We start from the raw sequence: 12931 nt of genomic DNA, 5'->3' as shown, positions 1-12931 counted from the left end.
GTAAAATGGTAGTCCGATATCCACCAGGGCGGCCCGCCGTAGTATCCCATCCATGCACAATTCACAGCGCGACGACGAAATCACCCTCCCCACCCGCTTTGAAGACGTCATCGCGGACAGCGGCGGCCTGCCGTTCACGTTCGATTACGGCGACATGCGCACCCTGCATTTCGACGAACGCTTCATCCAGAGCGCCATGCGCATCTCCCAGCCCGACGACCTGCTGCTGAGCTACACGCGCGCCATGATGGGTTTTCTGCTGTTCCAGCCGCAGCCGCGCCACATCCTCATGATAGGCCTGGGCGGCGGTTCGCTGGCCAAATATTGCTACCGCCACTTGCCGGACAGCCGCATCACGGTGGTGGAACTGGATCCGGCCATCATCGCCCTGCGCGGCCGCTTCTGCGTGCCCGACAACGACGCCCGCTTCCAGGTGGTGCAGGCCGACGCCGTCGACTATGTGGCCAAGATGCACGAGCCGGTCGACATCATCCTGCATGATGGCTACAGCGCCGACGGCCTGCCCGCCCCGCTCAGCGCCACCCCGTTCTACCGCCAGTGCCTGAAGGCGCTGACGCCGGACGGGGTGCTGGTATCGAACCTGTGGGGCGAGGACCTGGACTTGCTGCCGGCCATGCAACGGCTGCACAGCGTGTTCGACGCCAGGCTGTGGTGGTGCCACGCCCAGCATTGCCTGAATCGCATCGTGTTCTCGTGCAAGGATATCGACACCGAAGCATTCCAATCGTCGCTGGCGCGCCGCGCCGTGCAGCAGGAATTGCGGCACGGCGAACTGGGCCTGTGCCAACTGGCGCAGAACCTGTCCACCTCGGCCGGCCGCAGCCAGGCTGATTTCGAAGCCATTGCCGGCAATGATATGTATGCCGCCTACATGGGTGACGCCGCGGACTGAACCGTCAACGCCGCCGGGAAGCCCAAGCCACCACCGCCCGCGCCAGCAGCCGGTTCAGCGGCGCGCTGAAGCCGCGCGTGGCCGCGACCAGGCGCTGCATGACGACGGCCCGCCCGGGCAAGCCCGGCCGCACCGGCGCCGGCGCCTTGATGGCGAACTTGACGCGGTTGCCGAACGCCATCCCCTTGAAGCCGCATACCCGCCCATCGAACGCAGCCCGCAGCCGCTGGAACACGCCGGGAAAATCGCGGTCGTTCGCGTGCAGATTGGCCACCAGCACCCCACCCGGACGCAGGGCCCGGACGCAGCTGGCGTAAAACGCCGCACTGCCCAGCGCCGGCGGCATGCCGTTGACGTCGTAGCCGTCCACGATCAGCACGTCGAACTGCGCCGCATGGGTGGCGATCACGTCCACCGCATCACCATGAATGACCTGGAAACGCGGACCGTCCGGCGGCACGGCAAACTGCTCGCGCAGGGCGATCACGTCCGCATCGAGCTCGACCACTGTCACCATCGCCCCGGGCAGATAGCGGTGGCAGAACTTGGCCAGCGAGCCGCCGCCCAGGCCCACCATGAAGATGTGGCGCGGCCGCGGCTGGAACAGCAGGAAGCACATCATGGCGCGGGTGTAGGCCAGCGTCAGCGCTTCCGGGCGCGACAGCAGCATTTCGCTCTGGATGGCGCCATCGCTGAACAGGAGTGCGCGGGTATCGCCATCCGTGAAGACGATGGGCTTGCGGCGTTGCGGGACTGCGGGTTGGGACATGGGGAAACGAGGCGAAAATGGCGTGCGGTTGTCAAATCAAATTACAACAGCATTATAATGAAATTCGCCTATCCCGCCCGTTTTGCCGCCTCACGCATGCTTGCGGAAGCGCCGCCAGCGCACCACCACGTCGTCCATCACGGGAATGATGGCCAGCGCCAGCAGCAAGGCCGACAACGGCACCGTGGACGCAAAACCGATGTGCTTGAAGCCCAGCGCCCCCACCACGCCGCCCACGAAGAACATGCTCAGCAGCGCCACCAGCAGCTTGAGGCGGTCGCGGTTCGCCATCACCTTGGGCATGGCCGCGTGGTCATGCTCCATGTTCCAGTAGACCAGTTTGCCCAGCTCGATGCCCAGGTCCGTCACCAGGCCGGTAACGTGGGTGGTGCGGATTTCGGATTTGGAAATCTTGGTGATGATGGCGTTCTGCAGCCCCATGATGTAGCACAGCAGCATGACGGTGACGGGCACGAACAGCCCCATCTGCAACGACAGGTTGGCGCCCAGCAAGCCGAAACACAACAGCAGGGCCGCCTCCAGCAGCAGCGACAGCGCGTACTCGCTGTGCAAGTGCTGGCGCCGCGCCCAGTTGATCAGGATGGCCGAGCTGGCCGCCCCGGACAGGAAGGACAGGATGGCGCCCAGCCCGGACAGGGCCAGCGTCACGTTGCCCATCGCCAGATCGTCCGCCATCGACGACACCACGCCCGTCATGTGGGAGGTATAGCGCCGCACGGCGAGGAAACCGCCCGCATTGGTGGCGCCCGCGACGAAGGTCAAAACCAGCCCCAGTAGCTGGTTCGCTTCGGTGGTGCGTTTTCTGCCGGACAGGCGGCGAAGAAACAGGATGGCCATAATCGATCGTCAACGTTGCGCTAACGGCCACGCCGCAGCTTGGATACCAACAGGAACAACATACGTCATCTGAGGCCAAATTGGCGGGAAAATCACCCCGTGTGGTGAAATCTTCCCACCGGCGCGCCCCAAACACGCACACTGTATGCACATGATATTAACATCTAACCGCAGGCTTGCGGAGCGGTCTGGCCGCTGCATGCGCGGGCGCCAATTACAATTCGATTACAATGCTGGTTTTGACTTGCCGACCTCCGCGCCATGGAAACCAAATCCGCCCGCCTGACGATATTGATCGATCCAGTGAAGAAGAAAGCGTTTGAAGAATTATGCGCAGCGCAAGACCTGACGCCATCGCAGGTAGTGCGCCAGCTGATCCGTAGCTACCTGGACAAGCACGGCGTATCGTACGCCACGAAAAGCAAGATCAAAGGCGCCGCCCTCAGCGACGACTGACCCTCTCAAAAATGGGGACGTACCCCATTTTGAGATCAAAGGCGCCGTTATCAGCGACGGGTGCCCCTCTCGCCCTGAAAATGGGGACGTACCCCATTTTGATCTACCTCTTTTTGAAAATGGGGTACGTCCCCATTTTTAACATCGTCATTTTGAACTGCAGTCCCAAGCTTCGCTGAAAAAAATGGGGACGTAACACGATTAATTTCGTGTGACGTCCCCTGTTGCATTCTCGATTGCTGGCGGATGGGTTGCGGGGGGCCGTGCGCCCCCCCCCCCCCCCCCCGCGGCTCAGTTTGCCGTTTGGGTGACCGACAGCATGCGCTCCACGTAGCGGGCGATCAGGTCGATCTCGAGGTTGACCTTGGCGCCAGGCTTGAGGTGTTTGAGCGTGGTCATGGCGATGGTGTGCGGGATCAGGTTGATGGAGAACTGGCACACCAGCTGTTCGCCGCTGCCGATATCGGTCACGCGGTTGACCGTCAGCGATACGCCGTTGACGACGATGGAACCCTTGAACGCCAGATACTTGGCCAGGTCGTGCGGCGCCTCGATCACCAGTTCCCACGATTCGCCCACGGCTTCGAACTTGCGCACCACGCCCAGGCCATCGACGTGGCCCGACACCAGATGACCGCCCAGCCGCTCGGCCAGGGTCAACGCCTTTTCCAGGTTCACTTCCGTCGTCGTATCCAGGCCCACGGTGCAGTTCAGGCTTTCGCGCGACACGTCGACCACGAAGCTGTGCTCCGTCTTTTCCACCACCGTCATGCAGGCGCCGTTGATGGCGATCGAGTCGCCCAGGGCCACATCGGCCAGCGGCAGGCCGCCCGCGTTGATGTGCAGGCGCACGCCCGCATCCATGCCGCCTGCCAGCGGTTGCACCGATTCAATTTTGCCGATGGCGGCTACGATTCCAGTAAACATGCGATACCAATCTTAAAGTGGGTTGAATCTGGCAAGGATACGCAAATCGGCGCCGATTTGCTTAACCTCGTGAAATTTGAGCGTGTGCTTGCGCGACAGGTCCGTCAGCGCCGGCAAGGCGAACATGCCCTGCGCGTCGCCCAGCAGCACGGGCGCCAGGTAGACCAGCAACTCGTCCACGCAGCCTTCCCGTATCAGTGAACCGTTGAGCTTGCCGCCGGCCTCCACGTGCAGCTCGTTGATCTGGCGCCGGCCCAGTTCGCGCATCAGTTCCGGCAGGTCGACCTTGCCGGCCCCGTTGGGCAGCAGGATGATCTCGGCGCCGGCCGCGCGCAGCGCCGCCTCCTTTTCCGGATCGGACACGGCGGCCACGATCCAGGTACCGCCACCTCCCAGCACGCGGGCCCGGGGATCGATGTCGAGCTTGCTATCGACGACGATGCGGCGCGGCTGGCGCGGCGTGTCCACGGCCCGCACGTTCAGTTGCGGATCGTCCGCCTTGACGGTGCCAATGCCGGTCAGGATGGCGCAGGCGCGCGCCCGCCATGCATGGCCGTCGGCCCGCGCTTCCGGCCCCGTGATCCACTGGCTCTGGCCATTGTGCAGGGCCGTCATGCCGTCCAGGCTGGCCGCCGACTTCATCCGCACCCACGGCAGGCCACGCCGCATGCGCGAGAAGAAGCCGATGTTCATTTCATGGGCCGCGTCGGCCAGCACGCCGCTCGAGACGGCGATGCCGGCCGCGGCCAGCTTGGCCATGCCCTGCCCCGCCACCAGCGGGTTGGGGTCTTCCATGGCCGCCACCACGCGGCCCAGGCCGGCGCGCACCAGCGCATCCGAACAGGGCGGCGTGCGGCCGTAATGGTTGCATGGCTCCAGCGTGACGTAGGCTGTGGCGCCGCGCACGTCGTGACCGCGGGCCTGGGCATCCTTGAGGGCCTGGATTTCCGCATGGTCGTAACCGGCCGCCTGGGTCACGCCCGCGCCTATCACCTGGCCGTCGCGCACGATCACGCAACCGATGCGGGGATTGGGCGACGTCGTGTACAAGCCTTTGGCGGCCCATTCCAGGGCCAGTGTCATGCCCTCGAGATCGTTGCTTATTTCCATCTTCTTCCTGCGTTAGCGCCGGCGGCCTAGTCCGCCGCGGCCGCCGCCGTGCAGCCCTCCGGCTGCACCAGCGGATCGCACACGCGCATCCGGCCCAGCATGTTGATCTTGATATGGCGCGCCTGCCGCCCCTGCAACAGCGACAGCGTGCCCCAGTGCGCCACCAGGCTATTGCCGGCGCTGCAACTGCGTCCTGCAGCATTATAAGCAAGGTAGAGCGGCGCCGCACCGGAAGAGAACGCCGACCGGATCACAATGTCGTCAGATAGGGCCTCCTGGCGGTACAACACCTGTTCGCCGCCGTCGGGCCGGCGGTTGCCGTTGGCGTCGATAAACACCACCCAGCCGCGCCGCCAATCGACGCCGGCCGGCTCCAGCGGCGCCAGCGACACGATACGGCCGCGGGCGATGGCCTGCGAACGGGTCAGGTCGATAGCACTGCACAGGTCGTTGACGGCCGTGCGCAGCCGCAGCGCTTGCAGCATCTGCTGCAGCCCCGGCGCGGCCACGCCGGCGAGGATGGCAACCAGCCCCAGCACGACCAGGGTTTCAACCAGGCTGAAGGCACGATGACGGCGGCGCGCCAGGGAACGCGACGGCTGACGTCCCGGTGCAGGGAACAGGAGTCTGGCAAGGCCACACATGGCAGCGTGGCGACCAGGACCGCATCGGGACCGGAGCCCACCATGGCCGTTCATGGCCAGCAGTGGGCGCCCGGCCCGGAGGCGAGCCGCACGCCGGCGCTGGTCAGCGTCAACTCCTGGCAATCATCGTCGTGAAAATGGACGTCCACCATGCCGGTACCCGGCCTGGCGATCAGGCGCACACATTGACTGATCAGCTCCCCCTCGCATGCCTTGCCCTCCACCTCGTAGGCGCTGGCGCGGGCGCTGCTGCCGGTCCACCACCGGAACAGCATGGCTTCCGGGTCGGTGGAACTGGATGAAAAAGCGATATAGCTGTTGTAGCGCGAATAGTAGCGCTCCTGCTGTTGCATGAGCCGCATCAGGGCCGCCTCCCCTTCGTTGCGCCGCACCCGTATCACGTAGTGTTGCAGGCTGGGATAAGCTTGCGCCGCCAATACGCCAAAAATGACCAGGGTGACCAAGGCTTCCACCATGCTGAACCCGCCAATGCGTCCCATCATCGCCTCCTCCGATGTCTATCGTTGCCACGTCCGCGTGCGATGCCCGCCGCGCTAGCGCCGGGCCGCCGCGTGCAGCTCGCGCCAGTTCACCACCTCGCGCCAGCTCAGGCGGCCCGACGGCGCCGCCACGGACAGGCTGCCGGCGGAACGCACGGGCGCAGTACCGAGCGCGCTGAAAACCGCGATGGCAACAGTCCGGCTTGCGCTTGCCACGGTGGCAGGTGCGGAGCTGCCTGGGGCGGGGCCGGCCGGCGCCCCACCCGGCGCAGTACCGCGCGCGGGCAACGGGGCCGGCAATCGCAGCAAGACGGGGCGCAAGGCGTAGTCCGGCGCGAGGCGGCCGGTGATGCGGGAATCTTCGGCAACCGCGCCGCCGCCACCGCCGCTACCGGTACTGCCACCGGCACCACCTCCACCGCTCGTTCCGCCGCTGCCAGCGCTGCCCGTCGAACCACCGCCGGCCGCCGCCGTCATCGATGCAGACGGCAAGCCCGTCAAGGCATCCAGCACATAACTGCGGCTGCGGGTTGCGTCGCAAGGCGTTCGGCCCGGCAAGACGGTATTGAGCACCAGCTGTCCATTGGTCAGCACGCCGCTGTCCAGGCTGCGCTCGCCCGTGGCAGGCGCATCGAGGAGATCGATATACCAGCCCTTGCTGCCGGCGGACAGCTCGGCGCCCGTCAGCCTCAATGCCGGCGCACCGGCGTCGCCGGTGAGCGAACGCGGCGTCAGGTCACCCCGTCCCGCCACCAGTTGCGGCGGGTCGGCCAACGTATCGAGGATGGCGTAATACGATTGCGGAGCGAAGCGCGCGGGCAGCCGGTCGTCCGCCTCGACCATGCGCCCCGTACCGAACAGGACCAGATACCCGCCACCCGTCGCAAACACCACCTTCGGCTGCTGCGCGATCGATTGCCGCGCACCGCCGGCATCGCGCGCCACGAACAGCGGCGTCTTCCCCGGCCCCGGTCCGACCGCGCCGGGCCATGGCGCATCGCCGGTCAGATCGAAACGCCACAGGTTGCCCTGCAAGTCGCCGGCGTAGGCGTAACGCAGTACGCCGTCCACGTCGGTCACGAGCGCGGGCGCACTGAGCCCGTTCGGCTGGGCCGGATCGCTAATCGGCGTCACCAGACGGTAGTAATTGTCGTTGCGCCGCCACGGCTGCGACGGCGGCTTGTCCAGCGCCAGCAAGAACAAGGCGCCATTGCCGCCGCTGCTGGCGTGGCCATCCGCGGCATAGTTGTTCCAGCCGCTGGCGACGATGGTCATGTCGCGCAGCACAGCCGCGCCGCCGCTGCCGCCCGTGCGCACGCGCGCGAGCTGCGGCCGGGTGCTCACGTTGCCCATCATGGGATCGTCCCGGTCCGTGAATTCCCACAGCGCGCCGGCGGTATCGAAGTGCAGCGGGTCCGTGACGTCAAGCGCAAACACCCCCTGCGCACCACCGCCCATGCCCGACACCAGCACCGTCTTCCAGGCGCCGCCTGCATAGGCTTCCCCTGCGCTGGCCGGGCCATCGACGTAGGCGGCATGTACATAGGCTGGGCTGGTCAAGCGGTTCAGCGTGCCGAACAGGGCATCCGGCACGTAGGCGAACAGTTCACTGCCGTCGGCCGCATCGAACGCATGCAACATGCCGTCATTGGCGCCGAGATAGATCGCGGGCCGGCGCGCCTTGCTGCGCGCGTAGAAGTCGGCGTAGGCGGCACCCCGCTCCATGGCCTGCGCCACGCCGACAAAGACGGGCGTGCTGTTGACGGCATCGCCCAGCACGCTGCCGCGGCGGCGAAACAGGCTGCCCTCCAGCGCGCGCTCGCCGCGCAGGTAGTCCAGCCGTTGCCGCCCCATGCCGTCCGGCCGGCTGCGTGCCCCGGGCGCCCGGTCGAGCATGGCCCGCTGGGCGCTGCTGAGGGCGTCCCATGCGAACGGCACCATGGCCAGCGTGCCATCGGCCTGGACCACGGCCGTATAAATATTGCGCGCCGACGGTGCTGGCCTGGGGGCGTTGCCGGCCGAGCCGGTGAGAATGGCGCCGGCATCCCACGCCGGCGCAGCGGCCGCCAGCGCAGCCGCCGAGTCTGCCTGGACGGCGTAGCGCTCGAAGTGCCCGCTCCAGTCGGCGCGGCTGTAGATGGCCTGGAATGCGGTAAACGTGGCGCCATCCGCGCCAGCGGCAGCAGTGGCAGGCGGAACAACTATGGCAGGCGGAACAACGCTGGTAGACGGAGCAATGGCGGCTGGCGGCACAGTGATGGCAGCCGGAACAATGGCAGCAGGCGGTGCAGTGGTGGCAGGCAGCACCAGCGGCATGCTGCGCACCGGGGGATCACCGCCGGCCGCCAGGCAACCGGCCAGTATCGGTTCGCTGGCAATATCCAATGGCGGCGGCGCGGCGCTGGCCGGTCCAGCGTAGCAGATCGCCAGCCATGCCAGCAACAACGTCTGCAGCAGCATTCTGATACAGGTCGTAGCCATGTGTGTGCCCTCTGTCATTCAGCCTGGCGATAGACGGACTGCAGTACTACCTCCGTCTCCGGCCTAGCCCCAAAACCGATCGCCGTCACGCGATAGCAAAAGCCGCCGGGCGCGCCCACCTCTTCTCCCGGCTGGTGGCAGGGCACGCGCTCGATCAGGTAGCGCGGCCGCCGGAACGGCAGGAACCCGCTGCCGGTCTGCATGGATGCGCCGCTGTAGTCGCCAAACTGCGCCGTGTGACTGCCGCCATCTTCCGCGCCGCTCAAGTCGACGGCCTGCCATGCCGGTGCCGCGCCGTCAACGGGGCGGGCGCCAAGGCCGGCGCTGACAGGGGCGCCCCCGTCCGTCGCCATCCGTATCACATCCCGTTCCCCGTCCATCAGCGCATCCTCCGCAGCCTGAAAAGCGATTTGCCGGTCGCGTCCTGCCCGCGCGGCCTGCTCCCCTTGCAACGCCATGCGCGCCGCCGACGCGCCCACCAGCATGACGGCGACCAGGATCAACATCGCCACCAACAGCGTCACGCCCCGTTGCCGCCGTGCTCTCGACAGACCACGCATGGCTAGACGCTCCGGTTGCGCAACTGGAACAGCGCGACGAACAGGCGCCGCGCCCGCTGTTGCAAGGCCGGCGCCATCGCCTGTTCGGCCACCCGGACGCCGGGATCGTCGCCCGCATGGCCGTCCGCGTAGGCCGCGCCGAACAGATCGTAGACCGCAGGCAACCCGTCCGGCCGGGTATGCCCATCGCCCCGCAACAGCAGCGCGACCTTGACGGTACGCACCCGTTTCCAGTACGTCTTGCGGTTCCGGTCGCGCTGCTGCTCGTCCGGCGTGTCGCCCGTCAGGGCAAGGCCCGCGTCCAGCGCGTTGATGGCGCTCGCGTTCAGGTAGGTATCGGGCACGCCGTCCGGCGGCGTATCCATATCGATGCCATACAGCACCTGGAAACTTTCCACCCCGCGCACGATGGCGTCGGCGCCCCAACCGCTGGCGCTGCGGTATTTGCAGCGCAGCTCAGGTTCGCCTTCGGCATCGTTGGCGACATAGAAGATGCTCCAGCCGCGCGCATCGGCCGCATGGCTGTCGGCCACACCGAACCCGGCGCAGTTGACGGCGGAACCGTCGCCATTGGCGCCGGCACCCGATCCGCCAAAGCGCAACGCCAGCACGTCGCTGCCGTTGGCCACGGGCGCCAGGGGAAACTCGATGCCGGCGCTGCCGCGACCAAGGCTGTGCGCATCTAGCCCCGCGATGGGGGCGCTGACGGCCGGGTCGTAAGCGGCCGGCGCCGTGTCGTCGTCCCAGTTGAGGTAGGCGCTTTGGCGCACGGCCTGGCCGATGATATCCAGCGCATAGCGGCCGCCGTCATTGAGCCACACGTTTTCGCTGTGAAGGCGATAGGCGCCGTTGGCGAGCACCAGCATGCCGCAGGCCAGCAACACCACCAGCATGCCCAGCGCCATGGCCACCATGACTTCGGCCAGCGCCATGCCCTCCTGCTGCTTGCCTGGACATATGGCTACGCCATCACGCTGCCGCGCGCCTGGTAGCGATTCGCAACGGGGGCACCCGCCCGCAACGGCCGGACTGGCCGGACTGGCTGGATCGGCCAGATCGGCTGGATCGGCTGGACCGACTGGATCGGCTGGACCGGCCATCATGGCAACGCTCCCACCGCCACCGCCACACCGGGGACGAATTCGCCTTCCGCGTCCAGCGCCGCCGTACCGTCCGGATTCTTGCCGCGCCAACCCACCTTGACCACCAGCGGTGCGCCCGCGCCACCCGTGCAGTTCCAGCGCAGGCGCCCGCCCTGCCACATGGCCGCGTCGCGGCACACCAGCGCACGGCCTGCCGGCAAGCTGGCGCGTACTTGCTGCTTGATGTCGTACAGGTCGAACAGCGCCAGCTGGGTACGGTCGCAATGAGCACCCGGCGCGTAGCACAGTGGCGACGGCGCCGACGGCGATGGCTCGGCCAGCGCGTCATAGTTGAAGGACAGATAGGGATTAGCCGCGTCCGGCAGCGGCGCGGCAATACTGTTGGCCCGCATGCGCTCGGCCAGGCTGTTGGCCAGGTGCAGCGACTGCGTCAGCAAGGCGGACTGCTGACGGGTGCGCAGCGCCGCCAATTGCATGGCCGTGCCGCAGATGATACCGAGCGCCAGCACCAGCAAGGCCACCATGACTTCCAACATGGTAAAGCCGCGTACCTGTTTGCATCGCATGCCGCACCTCCATCGCTCCATCGTCTTGGCCGCCTGCCTGGCGGCTGAGGATGAAGTTAGCAGCGTGGACGCTTCAACGCATGAGGTGCGTCAACCGTGCGCCAAAGCGCGCTGACGGTGGGAAAGGAGAAAACGAAAAGGGAAAACGGACTAGGCAGCGCGGCGCGAACGCGTCCGCAGTCAGGCAAGCTCAGCCCTTGCGGGGCTTGCGCTCCTGGCCCACTTCGGCGATGGCGTCCTGGAACTCTTCCAGGTCTTCGAAGTTCTTGTAGACGGAGGCGAAACGGATATAGGCGATCTTGTCGAGCCGCTTGAGCTCCTGCATCACCAGTTCGCCAATGTAGCCGGAATCGACTTCGCGCTTGCCGCTGGTGAGCAGTTTTTCCTCGATCGACTGGACCGCCGTATCGATGGCCGCGGCCGCGACGGGGCGCTTGCGCAAGGCCAGCATCAGGCTGGCGCGCAGCTTGGCGGCGGCGTACTCGGTGCGGCTGCCGTTCTTCTTGACCACGAACGGCATCACCAGCTCGATACGCTCATACGTGGTAAACCGTTTATCACATTTGGCGCAGCGCCGGCGCCGGCGAATGGCGTCGCCCTCCTCCGATACGCGGGTATCGAGGACCTGAGTCTCTTCATGCTGACAGAACGGACATTTCATGTGGGCGGCGGGTTCGCTTGCAATTGTTCAGGCAGGACGCCGGCCATGGCCAGCGTCCTGTCGATACTACACCTATCAGGCAGCGTAGACCGGGAAGGCGTCGGCCAGTACTTTGACTTCGGCCTTCACGCGCTCGATGGTGGCGGCGTCATGCGGGTTGTCCAGCACGTCGGCGATCAGGTGCGCGACCTTTTCCGCTTCCGCTTCCTTGAAACCGCGGGTGGTCATGGCCGGGCTGCCCAGGCGGATGCCGGAAGTCACGAATGGCTTCTGCGGATCGTTAGGGATGCCGTTCTTGTTGGTGGTGATGTGGGCCGAACCGAGGATCGCTTCCGCTTCCTTGCCGGTCAGGTTCTTGGCGCGCAGGTCCACCAGCATCACGTGCGACTCGGTACCGCCGGAGACGATGCGCAGGCCGCGTGCGATCAGGGTCTTGGCCAGCACGTCGGCGTTCTTCACCACTTGCTGCTGGTAAGCCTTGAACTCAGGCGTCAGCGCTTCCTTGAAGGCCACGGCCTTGCCGGCGATCACGTGCATCAGGGGGCCGCCCTGGATGCCTGGGAAGATGGCCGAGTTGATGATCTTCTCGTGCTCAGCCTTCATCAGGATGATGCCGCCGCGCGGGCCGCGCAGCGATTTGTGCGTGGTCGAGGTGACGAAGTCGGCGTGCGGCACGGGGTTAGGATACAGGCCCGCGGCGATCAGGCCGGCGTAGTGGGCCATGTCGACCATGAAGTAAGCGCCCACGGCCTTGGCCACGGCGGCGAAACGTTCGAAGTCGATCTTTTTCGAGAACGCCGAGGCGCCGGCGATGATCAGCTTGGGCTTGTGTTCCTTGGCCAGCGCTTCCATGGCGTCGTAGTCGATGTCTTCAGCGGCGGTCAGGCCGTAGGAGACGACGTTGAACCATTTGCCCGACATGTTCAGTGGCATGCCGTGGGTCAGGTGGCCGCCTTCGGCCAGCGACATGCCCATGATGGTGTCGCCCGGTTTCAGCACGGCGAAGAATACGCCCTGGTTGGCTTGCGAGCCCGAGTTTGGCTGCACGTTGGCCGCTTCGGCGCCGAACAGCTGCTTGACGCGGTCGATCGCCAGTTGCTCGACGACGTCCACGTATTCGCAGCCACCGTAGTAGCGCTTGCCTGGATAGCCTTCGGCATACTTGTTGGTCAGCTGGGAGCCCTGGGCTTCCATCACGGCGGGCGAGGTGTAGTTTTCCGAAGCGATCAGCTCGATGTGGTCGTGCTGGCGGCGGTTTTCGTTCTGGATGGCGCCGAACAGCTCAGGGTCTACGTTGGCGAGGGTGTGATCTTTTGCGAACATGTAAAAACTCCAATCGGTATGAGTAACTTGTTTCTGGCAGGTTGGATCGAATGAGGGAAG

At 66.0% G+C, this 12931-nt stretch carries 13 protein-coding genes and 1 pseudogene; 2 read left to right on the top strand and 12 right to left on the bottom strand.

Annotated elements, in window-relative coordinates:
- Positions 1-52: 52 nt before the first annotated feature.
- A complete protein-coding gene (locus AC3WOS_RS12730) occupies positions 53-913 on the top strand; it encodes a fused MFS/spermidine synthase (RefSeq protein WP_492716328.1) in 861 nt (286 codons plus the stop codon).
- A 4-nt stretch (positions 914-917) separates the two neighbouring features.
- On the opposite strand, the gene AC3WOS_RS12725 is transcribed toward AC3WOS_RS12730, so the two are convergent.
- On the bottom strand, positions 918-1682 hold the full coding sequence (locus AC3WOS_RS12725; RefSeq protein WP_492716327.1) for a fused MFS/spermidine synthase: 765 nt from the start codon (positions 1680-1682) through the stop codon (positions 918-920).
- A 108-nt stretch (positions 1683-1790) separates the two neighbouring features.
- Positions 1791-2540 (bottom strand): annotated as a pseudogene (locus AC3WOS_RS12720) (YoaK family protein); the annotation flags it as partial.
- 261 nt (positions 2541-2801) lie between these two features.
- Between AC3WOS_RS12720 and AC3WOS_RS12715 the strand changes: the two are divergent.
- The gene (locus tag AC3WOS_RS12715; RefSeq protein ID WP_492716326.1) at positions 2802-2996 is read left to right on the top strand and encodes a CopG family transcriptional regulator; all 195 of its coding nucleotides are present in this window, start codon (positions 2802-2804) and stop codon (positions 2994-2996) included.
- Between the two features lie 291 nt (positions 2997-3287).
- On the opposite strand, the gene AC3WOS_RS12710 is transcribed toward AC3WOS_RS12715, so the two are convergent.
- From AC3WOS_RS12710 to glyA, 10 genes are all read right to left on the bottom strand, one after another.
- Complete coding sequence (locus AC3WOS_RS12710; protein ID WP_492716325.1) at positions 3288-3923, bottom strand: riboflavin synthase; 636 nt, start codon at positions 3921-3923, stop codon at positions 3288-3290.
- A gap of 12 nt (positions 3924-3935) precedes the next feature.
- On the bottom strand, positions 3936-5033 hold the full coding sequence (gene ribD, locus AC3WOS_RS12705; RefSeq protein ID WP_492716324.1) for a bifunctional diaminohydroxyphosphoribosylaminopyrimidine deaminase/5-amino-6-(5-phosphoribosylamino)uracil reductase RibD: 1098 nt from the start codon (positions 5031-5033) through the stop codon (positions 3936-3938).
- A gap of 26 nt (positions 5034-5059) precedes the next feature.
- Positions 5060-5620 carry a GspH/FimT family pseudopilin gene (locus AC3WOS_RS12700; protein ID WP_492716387.1) on the bottom strand — a complete coding sequence of 187 codons (561 nt, stop codon included), beginning with the start codon at positions 5618-5620 and terminating at the stop codon, positions 5060-5062.
- Positions 5621-5727: 107 nt separating this feature from the next.
- Complete coding sequence (locus AC3WOS_RS12695; RefSeq protein ID WP_492716323.1) at positions 5728-6180, bottom strand: type IV pilin protein; 453 nt, start codon at positions 6178-6180, stop codon at positions 5728-5730.
- A gap of 51 nt (positions 6181-6231) precedes the next feature.
- The gene (locus AC3WOS_RS12690; RefSeq protein ID WP_492716322.1) at positions 6232-8658 is read right to left on the bottom strand and encodes a pilus assembly protein; all 2427 of its coding nucleotides are present in this window, start codon (positions 8656-8658) and stop codon (positions 6232-6234) included.
- Between the two features lie 14 nt (positions 8659-8672).
- On the bottom strand, positions 8673-9218 hold the full coding sequence (locus AC3WOS_RS12685) for a pilus assembly PilX family protein (RefSeq protein WP_492716321.1): 546 nt from the start codon (positions 9216-9218) through the stop codon (positions 8673-8675).
- A 2-nt stretch (positions 9219-9220) separates the two neighbouring features.
- The gene (locus AC3WOS_RS12680) at positions 9221-10150 is read right to left on the bottom strand and encodes a PilW family protein (protein WP_492716320.1); all 930 of its coding nucleotides are present in this window, start codon (positions 10148-10150) and stop codon (positions 9221-9223) included.
- A 167-nt stretch (positions 10151-10317) separates the two neighbouring features.
- Positions 10318-10887, bottom strand: coding sequence for a type IV pilus modification protein PilV (gene pilV / locus AC3WOS_RS12675; RefSeq protein ID WP_492716319.1), 570 nt, complete (start codon positions 10885-10887; stop codon positions 10318-10320).
- Positions 10888-11077: 190 nt separating this feature from the next.
- Positions 11078-11548 (bottom strand): transcriptional regulator NrdR, encoded by a 471-nt coding sequence (gene nrdR, locus AC3WOS_RS12670; protein ID WP_492716318.1) that lies wholly within the window; start codon positions 11546-11548, stop codon positions 11078-11080.
- 75 nt (positions 11549-11623) lie between these two features.
- Positions 11624-12871 (bottom strand): serine hydroxymethyltransferase, encoded by a 1248-nt coding sequence (glyA, locus tag AC3WOS_RS12665; protein WP_492716317.1) that lies wholly within the window; start codon positions 12869-12871, stop codon positions 11624-11626.
- Positions 12872-12931: the final 60 nt, after the last annotated feature.

The organism is Rugamonas sp. FW305-51, assembly GCF_058786935.1.
Note: the sequence above shows the minus strand (reverse complement) of the source record. Positions and strands in the feature narration are given on the sequence as shown.

Coding starts and splice junctions, on each gene's coding strand:
- AC3WOS_RS12730 (WP_492716328.1), top strand. CDS start 53: ATGCACAATTCACAGCGCGACGACGAAATCACCCTCCCCACCCGCTTT.
- AC3WOS_RS12725 (WP_492716327.1), bottom strand. CDS start 1,682: ATGTCCCAACCCGCAGTCCCGCAACGCCGCAAGCCCATCGTCTTCACG.
- AC3WOS_RS12715 (WP_492716326.1), top strand. CDS start 2,802: ATGGAAACCAAATCCGCCCGCCTGACGATATTGATCGATCCAGTGAAG.
- AC3WOS_RS12710 (WP_492716325.1), bottom strand. CDS start 3,923: ATGTTTACTGGAATCGTAGCCGCCATCGGCAAAATTGAATCGGTGCAA.
- ribD (WP_492716324.1), bottom strand. CDS start 5,033: ATGGAAATAAGCAACGATCTCGAGGGCATGACACTGGCCCTGGAATGG.
- AC3WOS_RS12695 (WP_492716323.1), bottom strand. CDS start 6,180: ATGATGGGACGCATTGGCGGGTTCAGCATGGTGGAAGCCTTGGTCACC.
- AC3WOS_RS12690 (WP_492716322.1), bottom strand. CDS start 8,658: ATGGCTACGACCTGTATCAGAATGCTGCTGCAGACGTTGTTGCTGGCA.
- AC3WOS_RS12685 (WP_492716321.1), bottom strand. CDS start 9,218: ATGCGTGGTCTGTCGAGAGCACGGCGGCAACGGGGCGTGACGCTGTTG.
- AC3WOS_RS12680 (WP_492716320.1), bottom strand. CDS start 10,150: ATGGCGCTGGCCGAAGTCATGGTGGCCATGGCGCTGGGCATGCTGGTG.
- pilV (WP_492716319.1), bottom strand. CDS start 10,887: ATGCGATGCAAACAGGTACGCGGCTTTACCATGTTGGAAGTCATGGTG.
- nrdR (WP_492716318.1), bottom strand. CDS start 11,548: ATGAAATGTCCGTTCTGTCAGCATGAAGAGACTCAGGTCCTCGATACC.
- glyA (WP_492716317.1), bottom strand. CDS start 12,871: ATGTTCGCAAAAGATCACACCCTCGCCAACGTAGACCCTGAGCTGTTC.